Origin of the sequence: Streptomyces sp. KL116D, from assembly GCF_030766975.1 — a bacterium.
GTDB classification, from domain to species: domain Bacteria; phylum Actinomycetota; class Actinomycetes; order Streptomycetales; family Streptomycetaceae; genus Streptomyces; species Streptomyces longispororuber_A.
The window spans coordinates 1-14,817 of sequence record NZ_JASERH010000152.1 but is presented as its reverse complement, the minus strand read 5'-3'; the positions used below and the strand labels follow the sequence as shown (position 1 = coordinate 14,817).

Sequence of the window (14,817 nt, the reverse complement as noted above, 5' to 3'; positions counted from 1 at the left end):
GGCGCCTTGCGATCGCACGCACCAGACGCCGCGGGGCCGCCCTTCGGGCGACGACGGGAGTTTGACGACAGGCCCTAGCGCTCCGCCAGCGCCTCGGCCTCGTCGGGGACCGACTCGACGGCCGTGTCTCCGTCCGCGCCCTCGGTCCTGTCCTTGCTCTCCGTGCTGTCGGCGGGCGCCACGCGCTGCGGCAGCAGTGCGGTGACCGCCTGGCGGTGCACCTCGCTCGTCGCCTCGTCGTACGGGTCCGGGGTGGCCGGCACCTGGAGCCGGTGGACGGGGCCCGAGCCGAGCCGGGCGTAGCCGCGGCCCGGCGGGACGTCGGCGGCCGGGGTCGTCTGCGGCTGGGTGCCGAGGACGTCCATGAGCTCGTCGGGCGTCGCCGGACCGAGCACCACGCGCGCGCGGGTGTGCTGGCGCACCGGCTCGATCAGGGCGTCGAGGCTGTCGAACTGCTCCGCCACGACGACGGTCACGCCCGCCGCCCTGCCGTGCCGCAGCGGAACCTGGAGCAGCGTCTGCGGGTCCTGGCGGCCGTCCGCCGCCGCGAGGTGCCCCAGGGCGCTCGGGCGGTCCAGCAGGATCCACAGCGGGCGCTTGATGTCGTCCGGGGTCGGATGCCCGGCCTGACGTGCCCGGTTCGCCGCGATGAGGCGCCGCTCCGTCTCGTGCGCGGCCCATTCGAGACTGGCGAGCGCGCCCGCGAGGCCGCACTCCACGGCGAGGACGCCGTCGCGCCCGACCAGGCACGCGTAGTCGCCCGTGCCGCTGCCCTCGATGACCAGCACGTCGCCGTGCTGCAGCGCCTGGAGGGCGATGGAGCGCATGAGGGACGTCGTGCCGCTGCCGGGCTGGCCGACCGCGAGGAGGTGGGGCTCCGTGGAGCGGACGCCGGTGCGCCAGACGACCGGCGGCACGTCGCGCTGCTCGTCGCCGTCCATGACGGGCAGCGTGCGCTGGACGCCGGTGCCGTCGGTGAAGCCGAGCACGGTCTCACCGGGGGCGGTGACGAAGCGCTGGGCGGCGACGTCGGTGGGGAGCGGGTCGAGGACGTTCACCGTGAGGTGGTTGGCCTCCTCGTCCCACACGAACTGGTACTCGCGTCCGCGGCCGAGCTTGGCGTGCAGCAGCTGCTCGATCCGGGCGCGGGACCCGGCCTCGCCGTCGGTGAAGTAGGCGGGGTAGCGGATCGCGAGCCGGTCGAAGCGGCCGTCGCCGTCGAAGTCGTAGGTCTCGAACGCCTTCTCCCACTCGCCGCCGTGGGCATACAGGGGACTGGGGTCCTCGGCGACGGAGAAGTAGGGCACGAGCGCTTCGTAGAGCGACGACAGCCGCTGGACCTGCGACTCGTCGGGGCCGGTCTGCACCGGCTGCTTGGGGTCGCGTCCCTTCCACGCGGCCGCTGCCATCAGGGAGATGAGCGCCAGCAGCGGCCCGTACGGGATGAACACCACGACCAGGACCACGGCGGCCACCAGGAACAGCAGCGGTCCGCGCCGGTCCTTGGGGGTGTCCGCCCACTTGCGCCGCCCGGCGGATGCCAGCCGGCGCAGTCCACGAGTGATCGTGATGAGGGGATGGAGGACGTCGGTGGCGCCGTCGGCTGCCGTCCGTGCCATTTCCCGGCTCCGGGCGATCGAGGCGCTGCCGTTGCTCAGAATGCGGGGGAGAGGGCGCCTGGCCACGTCGGTCTCCTGAAGGTGTGTGCGGGTGGGTGGGCCGTCAGAACTTGATCCCGCCGAGCAGGCTGGCGAGGCTCGCGCCGCCTGCCTTGATGCTCGGGGCGATGGCCGTGCCCGCCAGGTAGAAGCCGAAGAGGGCGCAGACCAGTGCGTGCGAAGCCTTCAGGCCGTCCTTGCGGAAGAACAGGAAGACGATGATGCCGAGCAGCACGACGCCCGAGATGGACAGGATCATGAGGGTTCTCCTGGTTGATGGGGACAGTCACCATGAGTTCTTCCAGGCTCACAGCATGTATCTATACGACAAAAGGTGCAAATGGGTGGATTTTTGAGTAATTCACCCGATCGGCAGGTAGCTGGTGAGCCACCCGAGCGTGCTGCCGGACGGTCGTCCGCACTGTTGGTGATCTTTGCCTCGTCGGGGGCGCGTCATGTGCTCGGGCGGGCAGTACTCTGTCGATTCACTCGTACGGCTGCACCGCCGTACCAGCACGGATGTGAAAGGCGGTTCGGCCGATGAGCGAAGCCCCCGACCCGGAGGTCGTGGAGCTGGCCACGAAGATCTTCGATCTGGCCCGGCGCGGCGAGACGGAGGCGCTCGCGGGCTACGTGGACGCGGGCGTTCCGGCCGACCTCACGAACGACCGGGGCGACACGCTCGTCATGCTCGCCGCCTATCACGGGCACGCGGAGACCGTGGGCGCCCTGCTGGCCCGTGGCGCCGACGTGAACCGTGCCAACGACCGGGGCCAGACCCCGCTCGCCGGGGCCGTCTTCAAGGGCGAGGACACGGTGATCCGGACCTTGCTGGACGGCGGTGCCGATCCGGCCGGGGGGACGCCTTCCGCGGTCGACACGGCCCGGATGTTCGGCAAGGCAGAGCTGCTGGAGCTCTTCGGCGCCTCCTGAGGCACCGGGTCTGACCAGGCAAAACGGGGGTGCAGGAAATGTGGTCGCGGCGGGCAGAACCGCTGGGTCATGATGACGGCGTGATTTACGGACGCGATGGCGGGGCAGGTGGTGCCCACGTGCCGCGCGGGCCGTGAACGGCCCGGATTCGGGCCTTGGACGAGAGGCAGAGAGATGGTCTACAGCAAGCAAGAGACGGCGGGCGCTCCGACGTGTTGTCGCGTGGCCAGGTAGTTGCAGGTTCCCGGTTGCGTCGACGCTTGATGTGAGGCTGTTTCCCATGTTCGAACCGGTCATAGCGCCCAGCGGTACGCTGCTCGGCCTGCTGCAGAGGGGCCGCGGCGACGGCACGCTGCACGCGCTGACGGCACCGCGGGACGAGGCGCTCGCGGCTCTCAATCACTGTGTGCTGAGCGACCCCCGCCACGACTGGCAGGTGGAGAACCGCTCCCTTTACTACGCCCGCCTCTACCTCGACCTCCACGGAGAGCTCGAGGAGATCGAGCGGCACCTCTTCGATCCCGACGACCTCGTCGACACCGACGAGTGCCGGACGGGTCTCGCGCTCTCGGTGCTCGGCCACCTCGCCTCGTACGGCAGGCGGGACGCCCTGGAGCTGCTGCGCAGGTACGCGGCCTTCGGCGGGTCCTGGGCCTGGGCCCTGGACGAGCTGGCGCTGCGCGACGACGACGCCGGCCTGCGCGCCCTCGCCGAGCCGATCCTCGCCAGATTCCCGGCGGACGCCGAGGGCACCGCCGAGCTCGCCGCCGTCGTGCGCGACGCCTTCGAGCCACGGCCCTGGCGGCTGTGGGCCGAGGATCCGCGCCCCCATGTCGGCGCACGCGTGCGTGCCGCCCGGGAGACCGGCTCGTTCGACCGCTGGCAGCGGCAGATGCGACCGTCGGGCCCGCGGCCCGAATGGAGCGTCCAGGCGGTCTTCGACTGGGCACAGGAGGGCTTCGACCGCGGAGCCGTCCTGTATGTGCCGGCCGCCCGCTGTCTGACCGCCGTTGCCGGTCCCGAGGACCGCGCCGAGATCGTCCGGGCCGCCCGCGAGGGCACGGACGGCGCGCGCTGCACCGCGCTGCGCTATCTCGCCGACGCCCACGACCCCGACGTACTGGATCTCATCGAGGCCGCCGTGGAGGCCCCGTCCCGCACCGTCGCGGACGCCGCCGTCGACTGCTTCGAGCGGATGCGCAGCGTCGCCACCGTGACCCGCGCCCGCCGTTGGGCGCACCGGCCCGACGCGCTCGGCGCCGCGGCAGGACGCATGCTCGCCTGCCGGGGCGGCGCCCAGGACGGCGAACTCGTGCTCTGGGCCCTCAGGGAAGCCGTCCGCGGCGACGGCCCCGACGCCGCCACCCTCTGGCCCCTCGTCGACGGGGCGGGACGGCTCGGCATCGCCTCAGCCGCCCCCGTGCTGCGGCACGTCTACCGCGAGACCGCGTCGTCGCACCTGCGCGGGCACGCCGCCCGCGCCCTCGCCGCCACGGACCCCTCCTTCGCCGCCGGATTCGCCGTCGAGTGCCTGTGGGACTGCGAGGAGTCCACCCGCGAGATCGCCGCCCGGCACGCCGAGACCGGCGACGCGCGCGTCGTGGACCAGCTGCGGCGGCTCGCCGCCGACCCGGCCGAGGAGGCCGAGGTGCAGACCGCCGTACGCAGCCGGATCGGTCCTGACGCCCCCGCCTTGTGACCGGCTGATGTACGGGAGGCGGCCCCTACACGGAGGGGCCGCCTCCCGCCGTTTCCCGCAGTTCTCCGGGCTTTTGCGGGGTGGCTGAAACTCACGGGACGTTCCTCGACAGGAAAGATCGACGTTGACGTGGGCACGTCCGGCGCGGCGAGAACACCCCTATGCGAGTCGTCATCGTGACCGAGTCCTTCCCGCCCGACATCAACGGTGTGGCGCACTGCGCCCTGCAGACCGCACGGCACCTCGCCGCCCGCGGTCACGACCCCCTCGTCGTCGCCCCGGCCACCGCCGCCGGGCCCGAGGCGGACGCCGGAGCCCCGTGCCCGGTGGTCCGCGTCCCGTCCCTGCCGCTGCCCGGCTACCCGCAGGTGCGGGTGGCGCTGCCCAGCCGCCGCGTCGCCCAGGCCGTGGCCGCGCACCGCGCCGAACTCGTCCACCTGGCCAGCCCGTTCGTGCTCGGTGTGCGCGGGATGGCCGCCGCGGCCCGGCACCAGGTCCCCGCCGTGGCCGTCTACCAGACCGACCTCGCCGGATACGCCCGCACGTACGTGGGCGCGGGCGAGGCGGCGGCCTGGCGGCGGATCCGGAGCGTGCACACCGCCGCCGACCGGACCCTCGCGCCGTCCACCGTGGCCCAGCGGGACCTGGAGGCGCACGGGGTGCCCCGGGTCCGGCTGTGGCCGCGCGGTGTGGACGCCGTCCGGTTCCGGCCGGAGCGGCGGGACGGCCTGCTCCGGACCGAGCTCGCGCCCGGCGGGGAACTGCTCGTCGGATACGTGGGGCGGCTCGCGCCCGAGAAGCAGGTCGAACTGCTGGCCAGGGCCGGCGGCCTCCAGGGCGTGCGGCTCGTCGTCGTCGGCGACGGCCCGAGCGAGACGTCCCTGCGGGGCGCGCTGCCCGGCGCCCGCTTCCTCGGCCGGCGCACCGGCGACGAACTGGCCCGGATCTTCGCCTCGTTGGACGTGTTCGTGCACACCGGGCCCTTCGAGACCTTCTGCCAGACCGTGCAGGAGGCCATGGCCAGCGGGGTGCCGGTGATCGCCCCGGCGGCCGGCGGGCCGCTCGACCTCGTCGACCACGGCAGGACCGGGCTGCTCGTGCCGCCCGGCGACGCGGACGCGGTGCGGGACGCCGTGTGGGCGCTGGCCGCCGATCCCGGGCTGCGGGCCGCCTACGGTGCCGCGGGGCGTGCCGCCGTGGCGGGACGCACCTGGGAGGCCGTGGGGGACCAGCTCGTCGAGCACTACGCCGAGGTGCTGTACGCGCGGACGGCGGTGGCGGCATGAGCGGGGCGCTGCGGATCGTACGGCTCGCCAACTTCGTCGCGCCGGCCTCCGGCGGGCTGCGCACCGCGCTGCGGGAGCTGGGGGCGGGCTACCGGGCGGCCGGGCACGAGCCCGTGCTGATCGTGCCGGGGGAGCGCTTCTCCGACGAGTGGCGGGCGCAGGGGCGGGTCATCACCCTGCCGGGCGCGCCGCTGCCCGCGACCGGCGGCTACCGGGTGCTGACCGAACGGCGGCGCGTGGCCCGCTTGTTGGAGGAGCTGAGGCCCGACCGGCTCGAGGTGTCCGACCGCACGACCCTGCGCTGGACCGGCGAGTGGGCGCGGCGCGCGCGGGTGCCCGCCGTGATGGTGTCGCACGAGACGGCGCACGGCGTGCTGCGCACCTGGGGCATGCCCGAGCGGGCCGCGCGCCGGGCCGCCGACGTGCTCAACGCCCGCACCGCGCACGCCTACGCGCGCGTGGTGTGCACCACCGAGTGGGCGGAGCGGGAGTTCGTGCGGATCGGCGCCCGCAACGTGGTGCGCGCTCCGCTCGGCGTCGACCTGGAGCGCTGCCGTCCCGAGCTCGCCGACGAGCGGGTCCGCGCACGGCACGCGCGCGTGGACGAGGTCCTGCTGGCCATGTGCACCCGGCTCTCCGTGGAGAAGCGGCCGGGCACGGGCCTCGACGCGGTGGCGGAGCTGCGCCGGCAGGGCGTGCCGGCCCGGCTCGTCGTGGCGGGGGACGGACCCCTGCGGGCGCGGCTCGAACAGCGGGCGCGGGCCCGGCGGCTGCCGGTCACCTTCCTCGGGCACGTCGCCGACCGGGACGCCCTCGCCGCGCTGCAGGCCACGGCCGACGTGTGTCTGGCGCCCGGACCCGCCGAGACGTTCGGACTCGCCGCGCTGGAGGCCCTCGCCTGCGGGACGCCGGCCGTCGTCAGCGCGTCGTCGGCGCTGCCGGAGGTGGTCGGTGCGGCCGGGGCCGTGGCCGGGGACAACGGCGCGGCGTTCGCTGCCGCCGTGCGCGAGGTGCTCGCGCGGCCCGTGCGACAACGGCGGGAAGCGGCACGCGCGCGTGCCGAGTGCTTCGGATGGGACGCCGCGGTGCGCGCGTTCCTGGCGGCGCACGACGCTCCGGTGCGCGTGCACGAGAGGGACGCGACATGAAGGCGCTCAGGTTCGCCGCGCTCGGGGACTCGCTCACCGAAGGGATCGGCGATCCGGTGGACGGGGGTGCGTGGCGCGGCTGGGCGGCGCTCCTCGCCACCGGGCTCGCGCCCGCCGACGCGCCCGTGGAGTTCCGGAACTTCGCCGCCAGCGGGGCCCAGACCGCCGACGTCCTCGGACGCCAGCTGCCCGCCGCGCTGGCCTTCGCGCCCGACGTCGCGTCCGTCGTCGTCGGCGTGAACGACACCCTGCGCTGCACCTTCGACATCCAGGCCGTGGCCGCCCGACTCGACCGGGTCTACGGGGCGTTCGGCGAGCGGGGCACCCTGCTGCTCACCGCGTGCCTGCCCGACCCCGGCGTCCTGCTCGGGCTGCCCGGCGCCCTGGCCCGCCCGCTCGCGCGCCGCCAGCACGCGGTCAACTCCGTGGTCCACGCCCTGTCCGAGCGCCACGGAGCCGTCCATCTGCACGCCGCGGAGGGCGACTGGGTGGCCGACCGGTCCCTGTGGAGCGCCGATCGCCTCCACCCGGGCGAGCGGGGCCACCGGCTCCTCGCCGCCCGGTTCCACGCCGTGCTGGCCGCGACCGGCACGGCCCGGGGCGCGGCGCCCGGCACCGCGGCGGAGCGGCCCGCGCCGACCAGATCGGCCGGCTTCTGGTGGCTCGCCACGGCGGGCACCGGCTGGGTCGCCCGGCGCTGCACCGACCTGCTGCCGCAACTGCTCGCGCTGGCCGCGGACGAGGTGCGGCACGGGCTGCGCGGCACCAGCGCACGGCTCGACCTGCGGGCCTCGACCGGGGTCGCCGCCGCACTGTCGGCGCTGTCGGCCCCCGGGGTGCCGATGCCGATGCCGATGCCGGTGGCGCCGGAGCGGGCCGCGGCCTCCTAGGCCGGCGCAGGCAGGGCGCGGCCGGACGGACGGGCAGGCACAGGCAGGCACAGGCAGGCGCAGACTGGCCCGGCCTAGGTCACCCGGTGCTGGGCGTCGCGGGTGTCCGTGATGAACATGTGGCCCGGCGCGTGGGTGATCGCGAACGGCGGCCGGGACGCCATCACGGCCGCCTGGGGCGTCACCCCGCAGGCCCAGAAGACCGGGATGTCGTCCGGCGCGCGGTCCACCCGGTCCCCGAAGTCGGGGGAGTCCAGGTCCGCGATGCCGAGCGCCCCCGGGTCGCCCAGGTACACCGGGCTGCCGTGGACCGCGGGCATCAGGGCGCTCTCCCGGATCGCGGCTCCCACGGCGTCCGGCGGCACCGGGCGCATGGACACCACCAGGGGGCCGTGCAGCCGGCCCGCGGGGCGGCACGCGCGCGTGGTGACGTACATCGGCACGTTCTTGTTCTGGTCGATGTGCCGCAGCGGGACCCCGGCCCCGGCCAGCGCCCACTCGAAGGTGAAGCTGCAGCCGATCAGGAAGGAGACCAGGTCGCCGCGCCAGTGGCCGAGCACGTCGGTCGGCTCGTCGGTCAACTCGCCGTGCTCCCACACCCGGTAGCGCGGCAGGTCCGTGCGCAGATCGGCGCCGGGCGCGAGGACCGTGGTCCAGGAACCGGCGTCCGTGACGTCCAGGACGGGGCACGGTTTCGGGTTGCGCTGGCAGAACAGCAGCGTCTCGTAGGCCCAGTCGGCCGGTACCGCGATCAGGTTGGCCTGGGTGTGGCCGCGCGACCAGCCGGCCGTGGGCGCGCTCGCGCCCGCCCGGAAGTGGGCGCGGGCCCGGCGCGGGGACCAGGTGGCGGTGCGTTCTTGCGTACGGGTCACAGGAGTTCCTTCCCGCGGGTCTCCGGCAGTCCGACGAGGGCCACGACGGCCAGGCCGTAACCGATGGCCCCGAAGACCAGGGCGCCGCCCACGCCCCAGCTGTCCGCGAGGAATCCGACGAGCGTGGGGAAGACGGCGCCGATCGCCCGTCCCGTGTTGTACGTAAAACCCTGCCCCGTGCCGCGTACCGCGGTCGGGTAGAGCTCGCTCAGGAAGGAGCCGAAGCCGCTGAAGATGGCCGACATGCAGAAGCCGAGCGGGAAACCGAGCACCAGGAGGAGGCCGTTGGCGCCGTCCGGGATGTTCGTGTACGCCAGGATGCTCGCCGCGGAGAGGATCGCGAACAGCACGATGTTGCGCTTCCGGCCGAGCCGGTCGGTGAGGTAGCCGCCGGTCAGGTAGCCGAGGAACGCACCGGAGATGAGGAACGTCAGATAGCCGCCGGTGCCGACCACGGTGAGGCCCCGCTCGGACTTCAGGTAGGTGGGCACCCACGTGGCCAGCGTGTAGTAGCCGCCCTGCACGCCGGTCGACAGGAGGACCGCGAAGAGCGTCGTGCGCAGCAGGCCGGGCCGGAAGATCTCCGTGAAGGAGCCGGTGCGGGGGCTCGCGCCGAGCTGCTCGGACGCCTTGGGCGCGTCCTGCACGCGGCGGCGCAGCCACACGACCAGAAGGGCGGGCAGGGCGCCCGTCCAGAACATGACCCGCCAGGCCAGGTCCTCGTCGACGAACTGGAACACCAGCGTGTAGACGATCGCGGCCAGCCCCCAGCCCACCGCCCACGAGCTCTGGACGGCGCCGAGGGTGCGGCCCCGGTGCTTGGCGGAGGCGTACTCGGCGACGAGGATCGCGCCGACCGCCCACTCGCCGCCGAAGCCGAGCCCCTGGAGGGCGCGGAAGACGAGGAGCGTCTCGTAGGTGGGGGCGAAGCCGCAGGCGACGGTGAAGACGGCGTACGTGATCACCGTGATCATCAGGGCCTTGACCCGGCCGATCCGGTCGGCGACCACGCCCGCGACGGCGCCGCCGATCGCCGAGACGACCAGGGTGACCGTGGTGAACAGACCGGTCTGGCCGCTGTCCAGGCCGAAGTAGGCGGCCAGCGCCACCATGCTCAGCGGCAGTGTGAAGTAGTCGTAGGAGTCGAGGGCGTAGCCGCCGAAGGCGCCCGCGAAGGCGCGGCGGCCGCGCGGGCCGAGATCCCGCAGCCAGCCGAGCGCGCCCTCGGCGGAGGGCTGCGGACCGGGCGCGTCGACCGGGTCGGAGAGGGCTGTGCCGGGCGTCGGTGGAGTCGTGCTCATGGGGCACCTCGCAGTCGGATGAGTGTGCGTGGTGGTGCGTTCTGCCGAGCCGTGAGCGGACGGGAACGGGGAGCGTCCGATCGCCAAGGTAGAGGATCGTTGAACGATCCCTCAATACCCACGTTGTTTCGTTCTTGTATCTGCGCTTGAATTCGGCCGTGGCCACGGAAGAACTGAACGCACTCGCGGACGACCGCGCGCTGTTGGGACGCACCAGCACCGCGGAACGCGTCTCGGACATCCTCAGGAGCCGGATCGCGGAGGGCTTCTTCCCGCCCGGCACACGCCTGTCGGAGGACAGCATCGGCGGCGCGCTCGGCGTCTCGCGCAACACCCTGCGCGAGGCGTTCCGGCTGCTCACGCACGAGCGGCTGCTGGAGCACCGGCTCAACCGCGGCGTCTTCGTCCGCGTTTTGAGCGTCGACGACGTCGAGGACATCTACCGGACCCGGCGCATGGTCGAGTGCGCCGTCGTGCGCTCCCTCGGTGAACCGCCCTACGCGCTGGACCGGGTCGCCGCGGCCGTCGCCGACGGGCGCCGCGCGGCCAAGGCCCGCGAGTGGAAGGGCGTCTCCACCGCCAACATCCACTTCCACCGCGAACTCGTCGCCCTCGCGGGCAGCGAGCGCACCGACGAACTGATGCGCAGTGTCCTGGCCGAACTCCGCCTCGCCTTCCACGTGGTGGACGACCCCCGCCGGCTCCACGAGCCCTACCTCGCCCGCAACCAGAAGATCGTCGAGACGCTCGCGGACGGACGCCGCGACGAGGCCGAGGCGCTGCTCGCCGCCTACCTCGACGACTCCCGCGACGGACTCGTCGAGGTGTACGGGCAGCGGGTGGCGGCCGAGGCGTGACGGCCCGCGCGGGCGGCGGCATCTGCGTCGTTTCGACCGTTGTCAGACCCAGCGCCTAGTCTGTGCTCCGTGACTTCGCCTGCCACCACGGACTCCGCTCCGCCCCAGCTCAGCGCGGGGCCGCGCCCCGCACCGGGCCCGGCCGCCGACGAGGGGCTCGCGCGGCGGCTCCGCGCGCTCGCCTGCACCGCGCCGCTGCACGACCTGGACGTGCGCAAGGCCAACCTCGCGGGCGAGTACTCGACGTACGGCATGGCGGAGGTGGCGCTGTCGGCGATCGACCTCGTCACCCTGAACATGGACTTCGACACGGGCGCCGACCACGAGCAGATAGTGGCTCGCCTGCTGCCCCGCATCGCCGCCCAGGCCCCGCAGCGGCCCGCCGCCGAGCACGAGCGCGTCGCCCGCTGGGTCCTGGAGAACCTGATCAACGTGGGCAGTGTCGACCGCGGATTCCGCGCCGTGTACGGCACGTTCGCGACGGACGGCTCGTACGTACGCCGTGACTACGACTTCAAGCTGATCGAGGAGGTCCCCGGCTACGGCGGCAGCGTCTACCTCCGCACGACCGACGAGGCCGTCAACGTGCTCGTCGGCGCCCTGGACACCGACGTCACCAGCGCACAGATCGCCGCCGAGGTGAAGCTCGAGGTGCTGATCAGCCGCGGCCGCCTCGCGGACGCCCAGCTCGCCGCCGAGCAGGCCAGGTACCGGACGGTGCAGTACTCGGAGACGCTGCGCAAGGCCCTCGACGCGACGCGGCGCAATGTGCGCGCCGTCGACTGGCTGGAGGCCGTCCCCGACATGATCGCGGAGGCCCTCGACCACGTCGCCGACCGCTACCGCCACGAGAACGCGATCCTGACGAACATCCGCAAGGCACGCGACGAGTCCGAGGACCCCGAGCAGAAGCGGCGCGCCGCCGAGCTGGTCGACATCGTGAAGGACTGCATCCGGCGCCACACCCAGCTCCAGTCGCGCCTGCTGGAAGCGGGCCCGCTGTTCCGCGCCGAGCAGGACCGGCAGGCCTTCGCCACGCCCTCCGCGCGCACGGGCCTCGACCTGTACGGACAGCTGGTGGCGCCGCTCCTGCCGCTGCCGGTGGAGAGCGCGATCAAGGTGACGGACGCGTTCTTCGCGCGCGGCACGGGACTGCGGACACCGGTCTCCGTCCGCGTCGGCGACCTCGTCGACATACTGCTGACGCCGCCCCAGGAGCGGGAGCACCTCGGCATCGAGATGCCCGAGCCCGACCTGATCGCCACGCCGGACGACAGCCGTTTCAGCGAGGAGCAGCTCGCCGGCGCCAAGGAACTGCTCGACCTGCCGCCCGACGCGCCGCGCCGGCTCTCCGGACTGCTCGCGGAGGCCCGCGGCCGCGACGCCGAACTGCCGTACCTGGTCGCCCTGCTGGCGGTCCACGCGGCGAGCCCGGCGGTCGGCACGGCGTACCGGCAGGGCGAGGAGAAGCTGCTGTTCGCCGTCGACGACGGCACCGAGCTCGACGACCCGGAGTTCGGCGGCGCCGACCTCATCGTGGGCACTGCACTGCTCGACGCGGCCGGGATGGCCGCCGACCGGACGGAGGCGGCCTGATGCCCGCCCGCCACCGGATGTACGTAGGAACGACCAAGGAGCACCGCCCGTGACCGAGCACCCCGAAGAGCACGCCGAGTGGGGCGAGCCCGAGGCGTCGGGCCAGGCCAGGGTCGCTGCCCCCGTCACCCCGGCCGACGCCGCCGACGCCGCGCGGCTCGTCGCCTTCGGTCTGCAGCCCAAGCTCCAGCCCTCCCGCGACCAGGAGTACGCCGAGCTGCTGCGCCGCTACCGCGAGGACCCGCCCTTCGCCCGCCTCGCCGACGCCGTCGCCACCGGACTCGGCCTCGTCGTCCTGGAGGTGTCCCCGCGCGCGGGGATGGCCGTGACCGCCGCCGAGGACTCCGTGTTCGCGGTCCGCATGGGCGACTACGCGCGCCGGACGGCCGCCGACTCCACCGACCGCTTCCTGCACGGCCTCGCGCACCTGTCCGTCGCCGCGCTCGCCTTCCCCCGCCCCGAGGACCTCGCCGACGACGGCTACATCGGCCGCGTCAGTGTGAACGGGGTGGACGCGTTCGTCCGCCAGGCCTGCCGGAAGCTGGAGGAGCAGGCCGAGGTGCACGGCGAGAACACCGACCCGGCGACAGACGCACCGGGCCTGGAGGCGGCCTGGCGCATCTGGGCGCGCCGCAGCTCCACGGGAGCCACCAAGGACACCCGCAGGCTGGCCAGTTCGACGACCGGCATCGTCGGCAAGGCCGTCGCGTTCCTCACCGACTCCGGCTTCCTGCAGAGAACCGGCGACGACGGCGGCGGCACGTACCGCACCACCGCCCGCTACCAGTTGCAGGTGCGCGACATGGCCGGCACCGCGGCCATGGCCGAGCTGCTCGACCTGGGCGTCGTGCCCGTCACCGACGGCACCGCGACCCTGGCACCGCCGATGGACGAGGACGCGGGCGAGCTCGTCGCCGACGCGGGCCTGCCGTTCCACTCGTAGCGCCCGCCGCCCGCAGAAGCCTCATCTTCCGTACCTACCACGAGAGTCCGCCATGTACGAGCTGTCCCGGGTTCGCCTCTTCTCGATCGGTCCCGCCGGTGCGCGCTACGCCGACACCGTGCTCGACCTGCGGGGCGTCGGCGCGCCCGTGCCCGACCCCGCGCCGACCCAGGCGGAGTTCTTCGAGGACGAGCCGGTCGGCCCGCCGCGCCGCCCGGCACCGGCCGGCGTGCTCTTCCTGGAGAACGGCGGCGGCAAGTCGGTCCTGCTCAAGCTGATCTTCTCGGTGATGCTGCCCGGCCACCGGAACACGCTGGGCGGAGCCAGCTCCGGCGTGCTGCGCAAGTTCCTGCTCGCCGACGACTGCGGACACGTCGCCCTGGAGTGGCAGCACACCCTCACCGGCGAGTGCGTCGTCGTCGGCAAGGTCAGCGAGTGGCGGGGACGGCAGGTCTCGAACGACCCGAAGAAGTTCGCGGAGGCCTGGTACTCCTTCCGGCCGGGCCCCGGCATGAGCCTCGACTCGCTGCCGGTCGCCGAGTCGACGGCCGTGCGGGCCGCCGTCGAGGGCGCCTCCGGTGCGCAGGGGCGGCGGCGCACCATGAAGGGCTTCCGCGACGCGCTGACCGAGGCGGGCAAGGCGTACCCGCACCTGGAGGTGAACTGGGAGGAGATCCACGACCGGTGGAACGAGCACCTCGGTGACCTGGGCCTCGACCCCGAACTCTTCCGCTACCAGCGGGAGATGAACGCGGACGAGGGCGAGGCCGCCGGCCTCTTCGCCGTGAAGAAGGACTCCGACTTCACCGACCTGCTGCTGCGGGCCGTCACCGACACCCGGGACACGGACGGCCTCGCCGACCTGGTCAGCGGGTTCGGGAACAAGCTGGGACGGCGCGCCGAGCTGATCGCCGAGCGCGACTTCACCGCCGGCTCCGTCGATCTGCTCACCCGCATCGTCGAGGCCGCCGACACCCGCTCCCGCGCGCGCGACATCCACACCGCCGCCGAGCGCCGCACCCGCACCCTGGCCCGGCGCCTGTCCGCGCGGGCCGGCGTCGAGCGCGGCCGCGCCGGGGACCTCGCCCAGCAGGTCACCGCCGCCGCCCACACCGTCACCGAGGCCGAGTCCGCGCGCGAGCGCAGCTCCCTCATCGCCGCCGAACTCGCCTACCGGCACGCCTCGTTGGCGCTCGCCGGAGCCGAGAAGGCCGCCGCCGCGCAGAAGCGCGAGCTGGCCGACGCCCGCACCCTGCACTCCGCCTGGCAGGCCGCCGAGGCCGTGCTGCGCCACCGTGCCGCCGCCGACCGCTCCGCGCGCGTGGCCGTCGCCATCCGCGAGGCCGAGCGCGACGCCGCCCCCGCCCTCGCCGCCCGCGCCAAGGCCGCCTCCGACCTCGTCCGCGCCCTGCACAGCGCCGCCGAGAAGGCCGAGGCCCACGCGAACGAGGAGGAGGAGCGCTCCGCCGTCCTCCAGGAAGCCGGCGAGACCGCCCACCGCGACGCGACGGCCGCCGCCACCGAGACGCAGCGCGCCCGCAGCGAGCTCGGCCACCTGCGCCAGCGCCTCACCGAGGTCGAGCAGGAGACCGCCGAGGCCGTCCGCGCGGGCTGGCTCGACGACAGTGCGCCCG

12 protein-coding genes and 1 pseudogene are annotated in these 14,817 nt (G+C 74.0%); 9 read left to right on the top strand and 4 right to left on the bottom strand.

The window, feature by feature from the left end:
- Positions 1 to 74: 74 nt before the first annotated feature.
- Both RBJ77_RS60280 and RBJ77_RS60275 read right to left on the bottom strand, forming a co-directional pair.
- Complete coding sequence (locus RBJ77_RS60280; protein ID WP_372352689.1) at positions 75 to 1,685, bottom strand: hypothetical protein; 1,611 nt, start codon at positions 1,683 to 1,685, stop codon at positions 75 to 77.
- 37 nt (positions 1,686 to 1,722) lie between these two features.
- The gene (locus tag RBJ77_RS60275) at positions 1,723 to 1,917 is read right to left on the bottom strand and encodes a hypothetical protein (protein WP_018534760.1); all 195 of its coding nucleotides are present in this window, start codon (positions 1,915 to 1,917) and stop codon (positions 1,723 to 1,725) included.
- 281 nt (positions 1,918 to 2,198) lie between these two features.
- On the opposite strand from RBJ77_RS60275, the gene RBJ77_RS60270 reads away from it, so the two are divergent.
- The 5 genes from RBJ77_RS60270 to RBJ77_RS60250 all read left to right on the top strand — a co-directional run bounded on the left by RBJ77_RS60270 (position 2,199) and on the right by RBJ77_RS60250 (position 7,614).
- Positions 2,199 to 2,591 (top strand): ankyrin repeat domain-containing protein, encoded by a 393-nt coding sequence (locus RBJ77_RS60270; protein ID WP_255967684.1) that lies wholly within the window; start codon positions 2,199 to 2,201, stop codon positions 2,589 to 2,591.
- A 280-nt stretch (positions 2,592 to 2,871) separates the two neighbouring features.
- Positions 2,872 to 4,290 carry a HEAT repeat domain-containing protein gene (locus RBJ77_RS60265; protein WP_372352688.1) on the top strand — a complete coding sequence of 473 codons (1,419 nt, stop codon included), beginning with the start codon at positions 2,872 to 2,874 and terminating at the stop codon, positions 4,288 to 4,290.
- Between the two features lie 161 nt (positions 4,291 to 4,451).
- Positions 4,452 to 5,576 (top strand): glycosyltransferase family 4 protein, encoded by a 1,125-nt coding sequence (locus tag RBJ77_RS60260; protein ID WP_372352687.1) that lies wholly within the window; start codon positions 4,452 to 4,454, stop codon positions 5,574 to 5,576.
- Positions 5,573 to 6,724: a glycosyltransferase gene (locus RBJ77_RS60255; RefSeq protein WP_372352686.1), complete on the top strand. Its 1,152-nt coding sequence runs from the start codon at positions 5,573 to 5,575 to the stop codon at positions 6,722 to 6,724. The genes RBJ77_RS60260 and RBJ77_RS60255 overlap by 4 nt, the downstream gene beginning before the upstream one ends.
- Complete coding sequence (locus RBJ77_RS60250; protein WP_372352685.1) at positions 6,721 to 7,614, top strand: SGNH/GDSL hydrolase family protein; 894 nt, start codon at positions 6,721 to 6,723, stop codon at positions 7,612 to 7,614. Before RBJ77_RS60255 ends, RBJ77_RS60250 begins: the two co-directional genes overlap by 4 nt.
- Before the next feature lie 74 nt (positions 7,615 to 7,688).
- Here the strand turns inward: RBJ77_RS60250 and RBJ77_RS60245 are convergent, their stop codons facing one another.
- On the bottom strand, positions 7,689 to 8,486 hold the full coding sequence (locus RBJ77_RS60245) for a putative hydro-lyase (RefSeq protein ID WP_372352684.1): 798 nt from the start codon (positions 8,484 to 8,486) through the stop codon (positions 7,689 to 7,691).
- Positions 8,483 to 9,787: an MFS transporter gene (locus RBJ77_RS60240; RefSeq protein ID WP_372352683.1), complete on the bottom strand. Its 1,305-nt coding sequence runs from the start codon at positions 9,785 to 9,787 to the stop codon at positions 8,483 to 8,485. The genes RBJ77_RS60245 and RBJ77_RS60240 overlap by 4 nt, the downstream gene beginning before the upstream one ends.
- 158 nt (positions 9,788 to 9,945) lie before the next feature.
- On the opposite strand from RBJ77_RS60240, the gene RBJ77_RS60235 reads away from it, so the two are divergent.
- The 4 genes and pseudogenes from RBJ77_RS60235 to RBJ77_RS60220 form a co-directional block, all read left to right on the top strand.
- Complete coding sequence (locus tag RBJ77_RS60235) at positions 9,946 to 10,644, top strand: GntR family transcriptional regulator (protein ID WP_372352682.1); 699 nt, start codon at positions 9,946 to 9,948, stop codon at positions 10,642 to 10,644.
- A gap of 69 nt (positions 10,645 to 10,713) precedes the next feature.
- On the top strand, positions 10,714 to 12,240 hold the full coding sequence (locus RBJ77_RS60230; protein WP_372352681.1) for a hypothetical protein: 1,527 nt from the start codon (positions 10,714 to 10,716) through the stop codon (positions 12,238 to 12,240).
- A gap of 49 nt (positions 12,241 to 12,289) precedes the next feature.
- Positions 12,290 to 13,183 carry a hypothetical protein gene (locus tag RBJ77_RS60225; protein WP_372352680.1) on the top strand — a complete coding sequence of 298 codons (894 nt, stop codon included), beginning with the start codon at positions 12,290 to 12,292 and terminating at the stop codon, positions 13,181 to 13,183.
- 52 nt (positions 13,184 to 13,235) lie between these two features.
- Positions 13,236 to 14,817: pseudogene (locus RBJ77_RS60220) on the top strand (hypothetical protein); the annotation flags it as partial.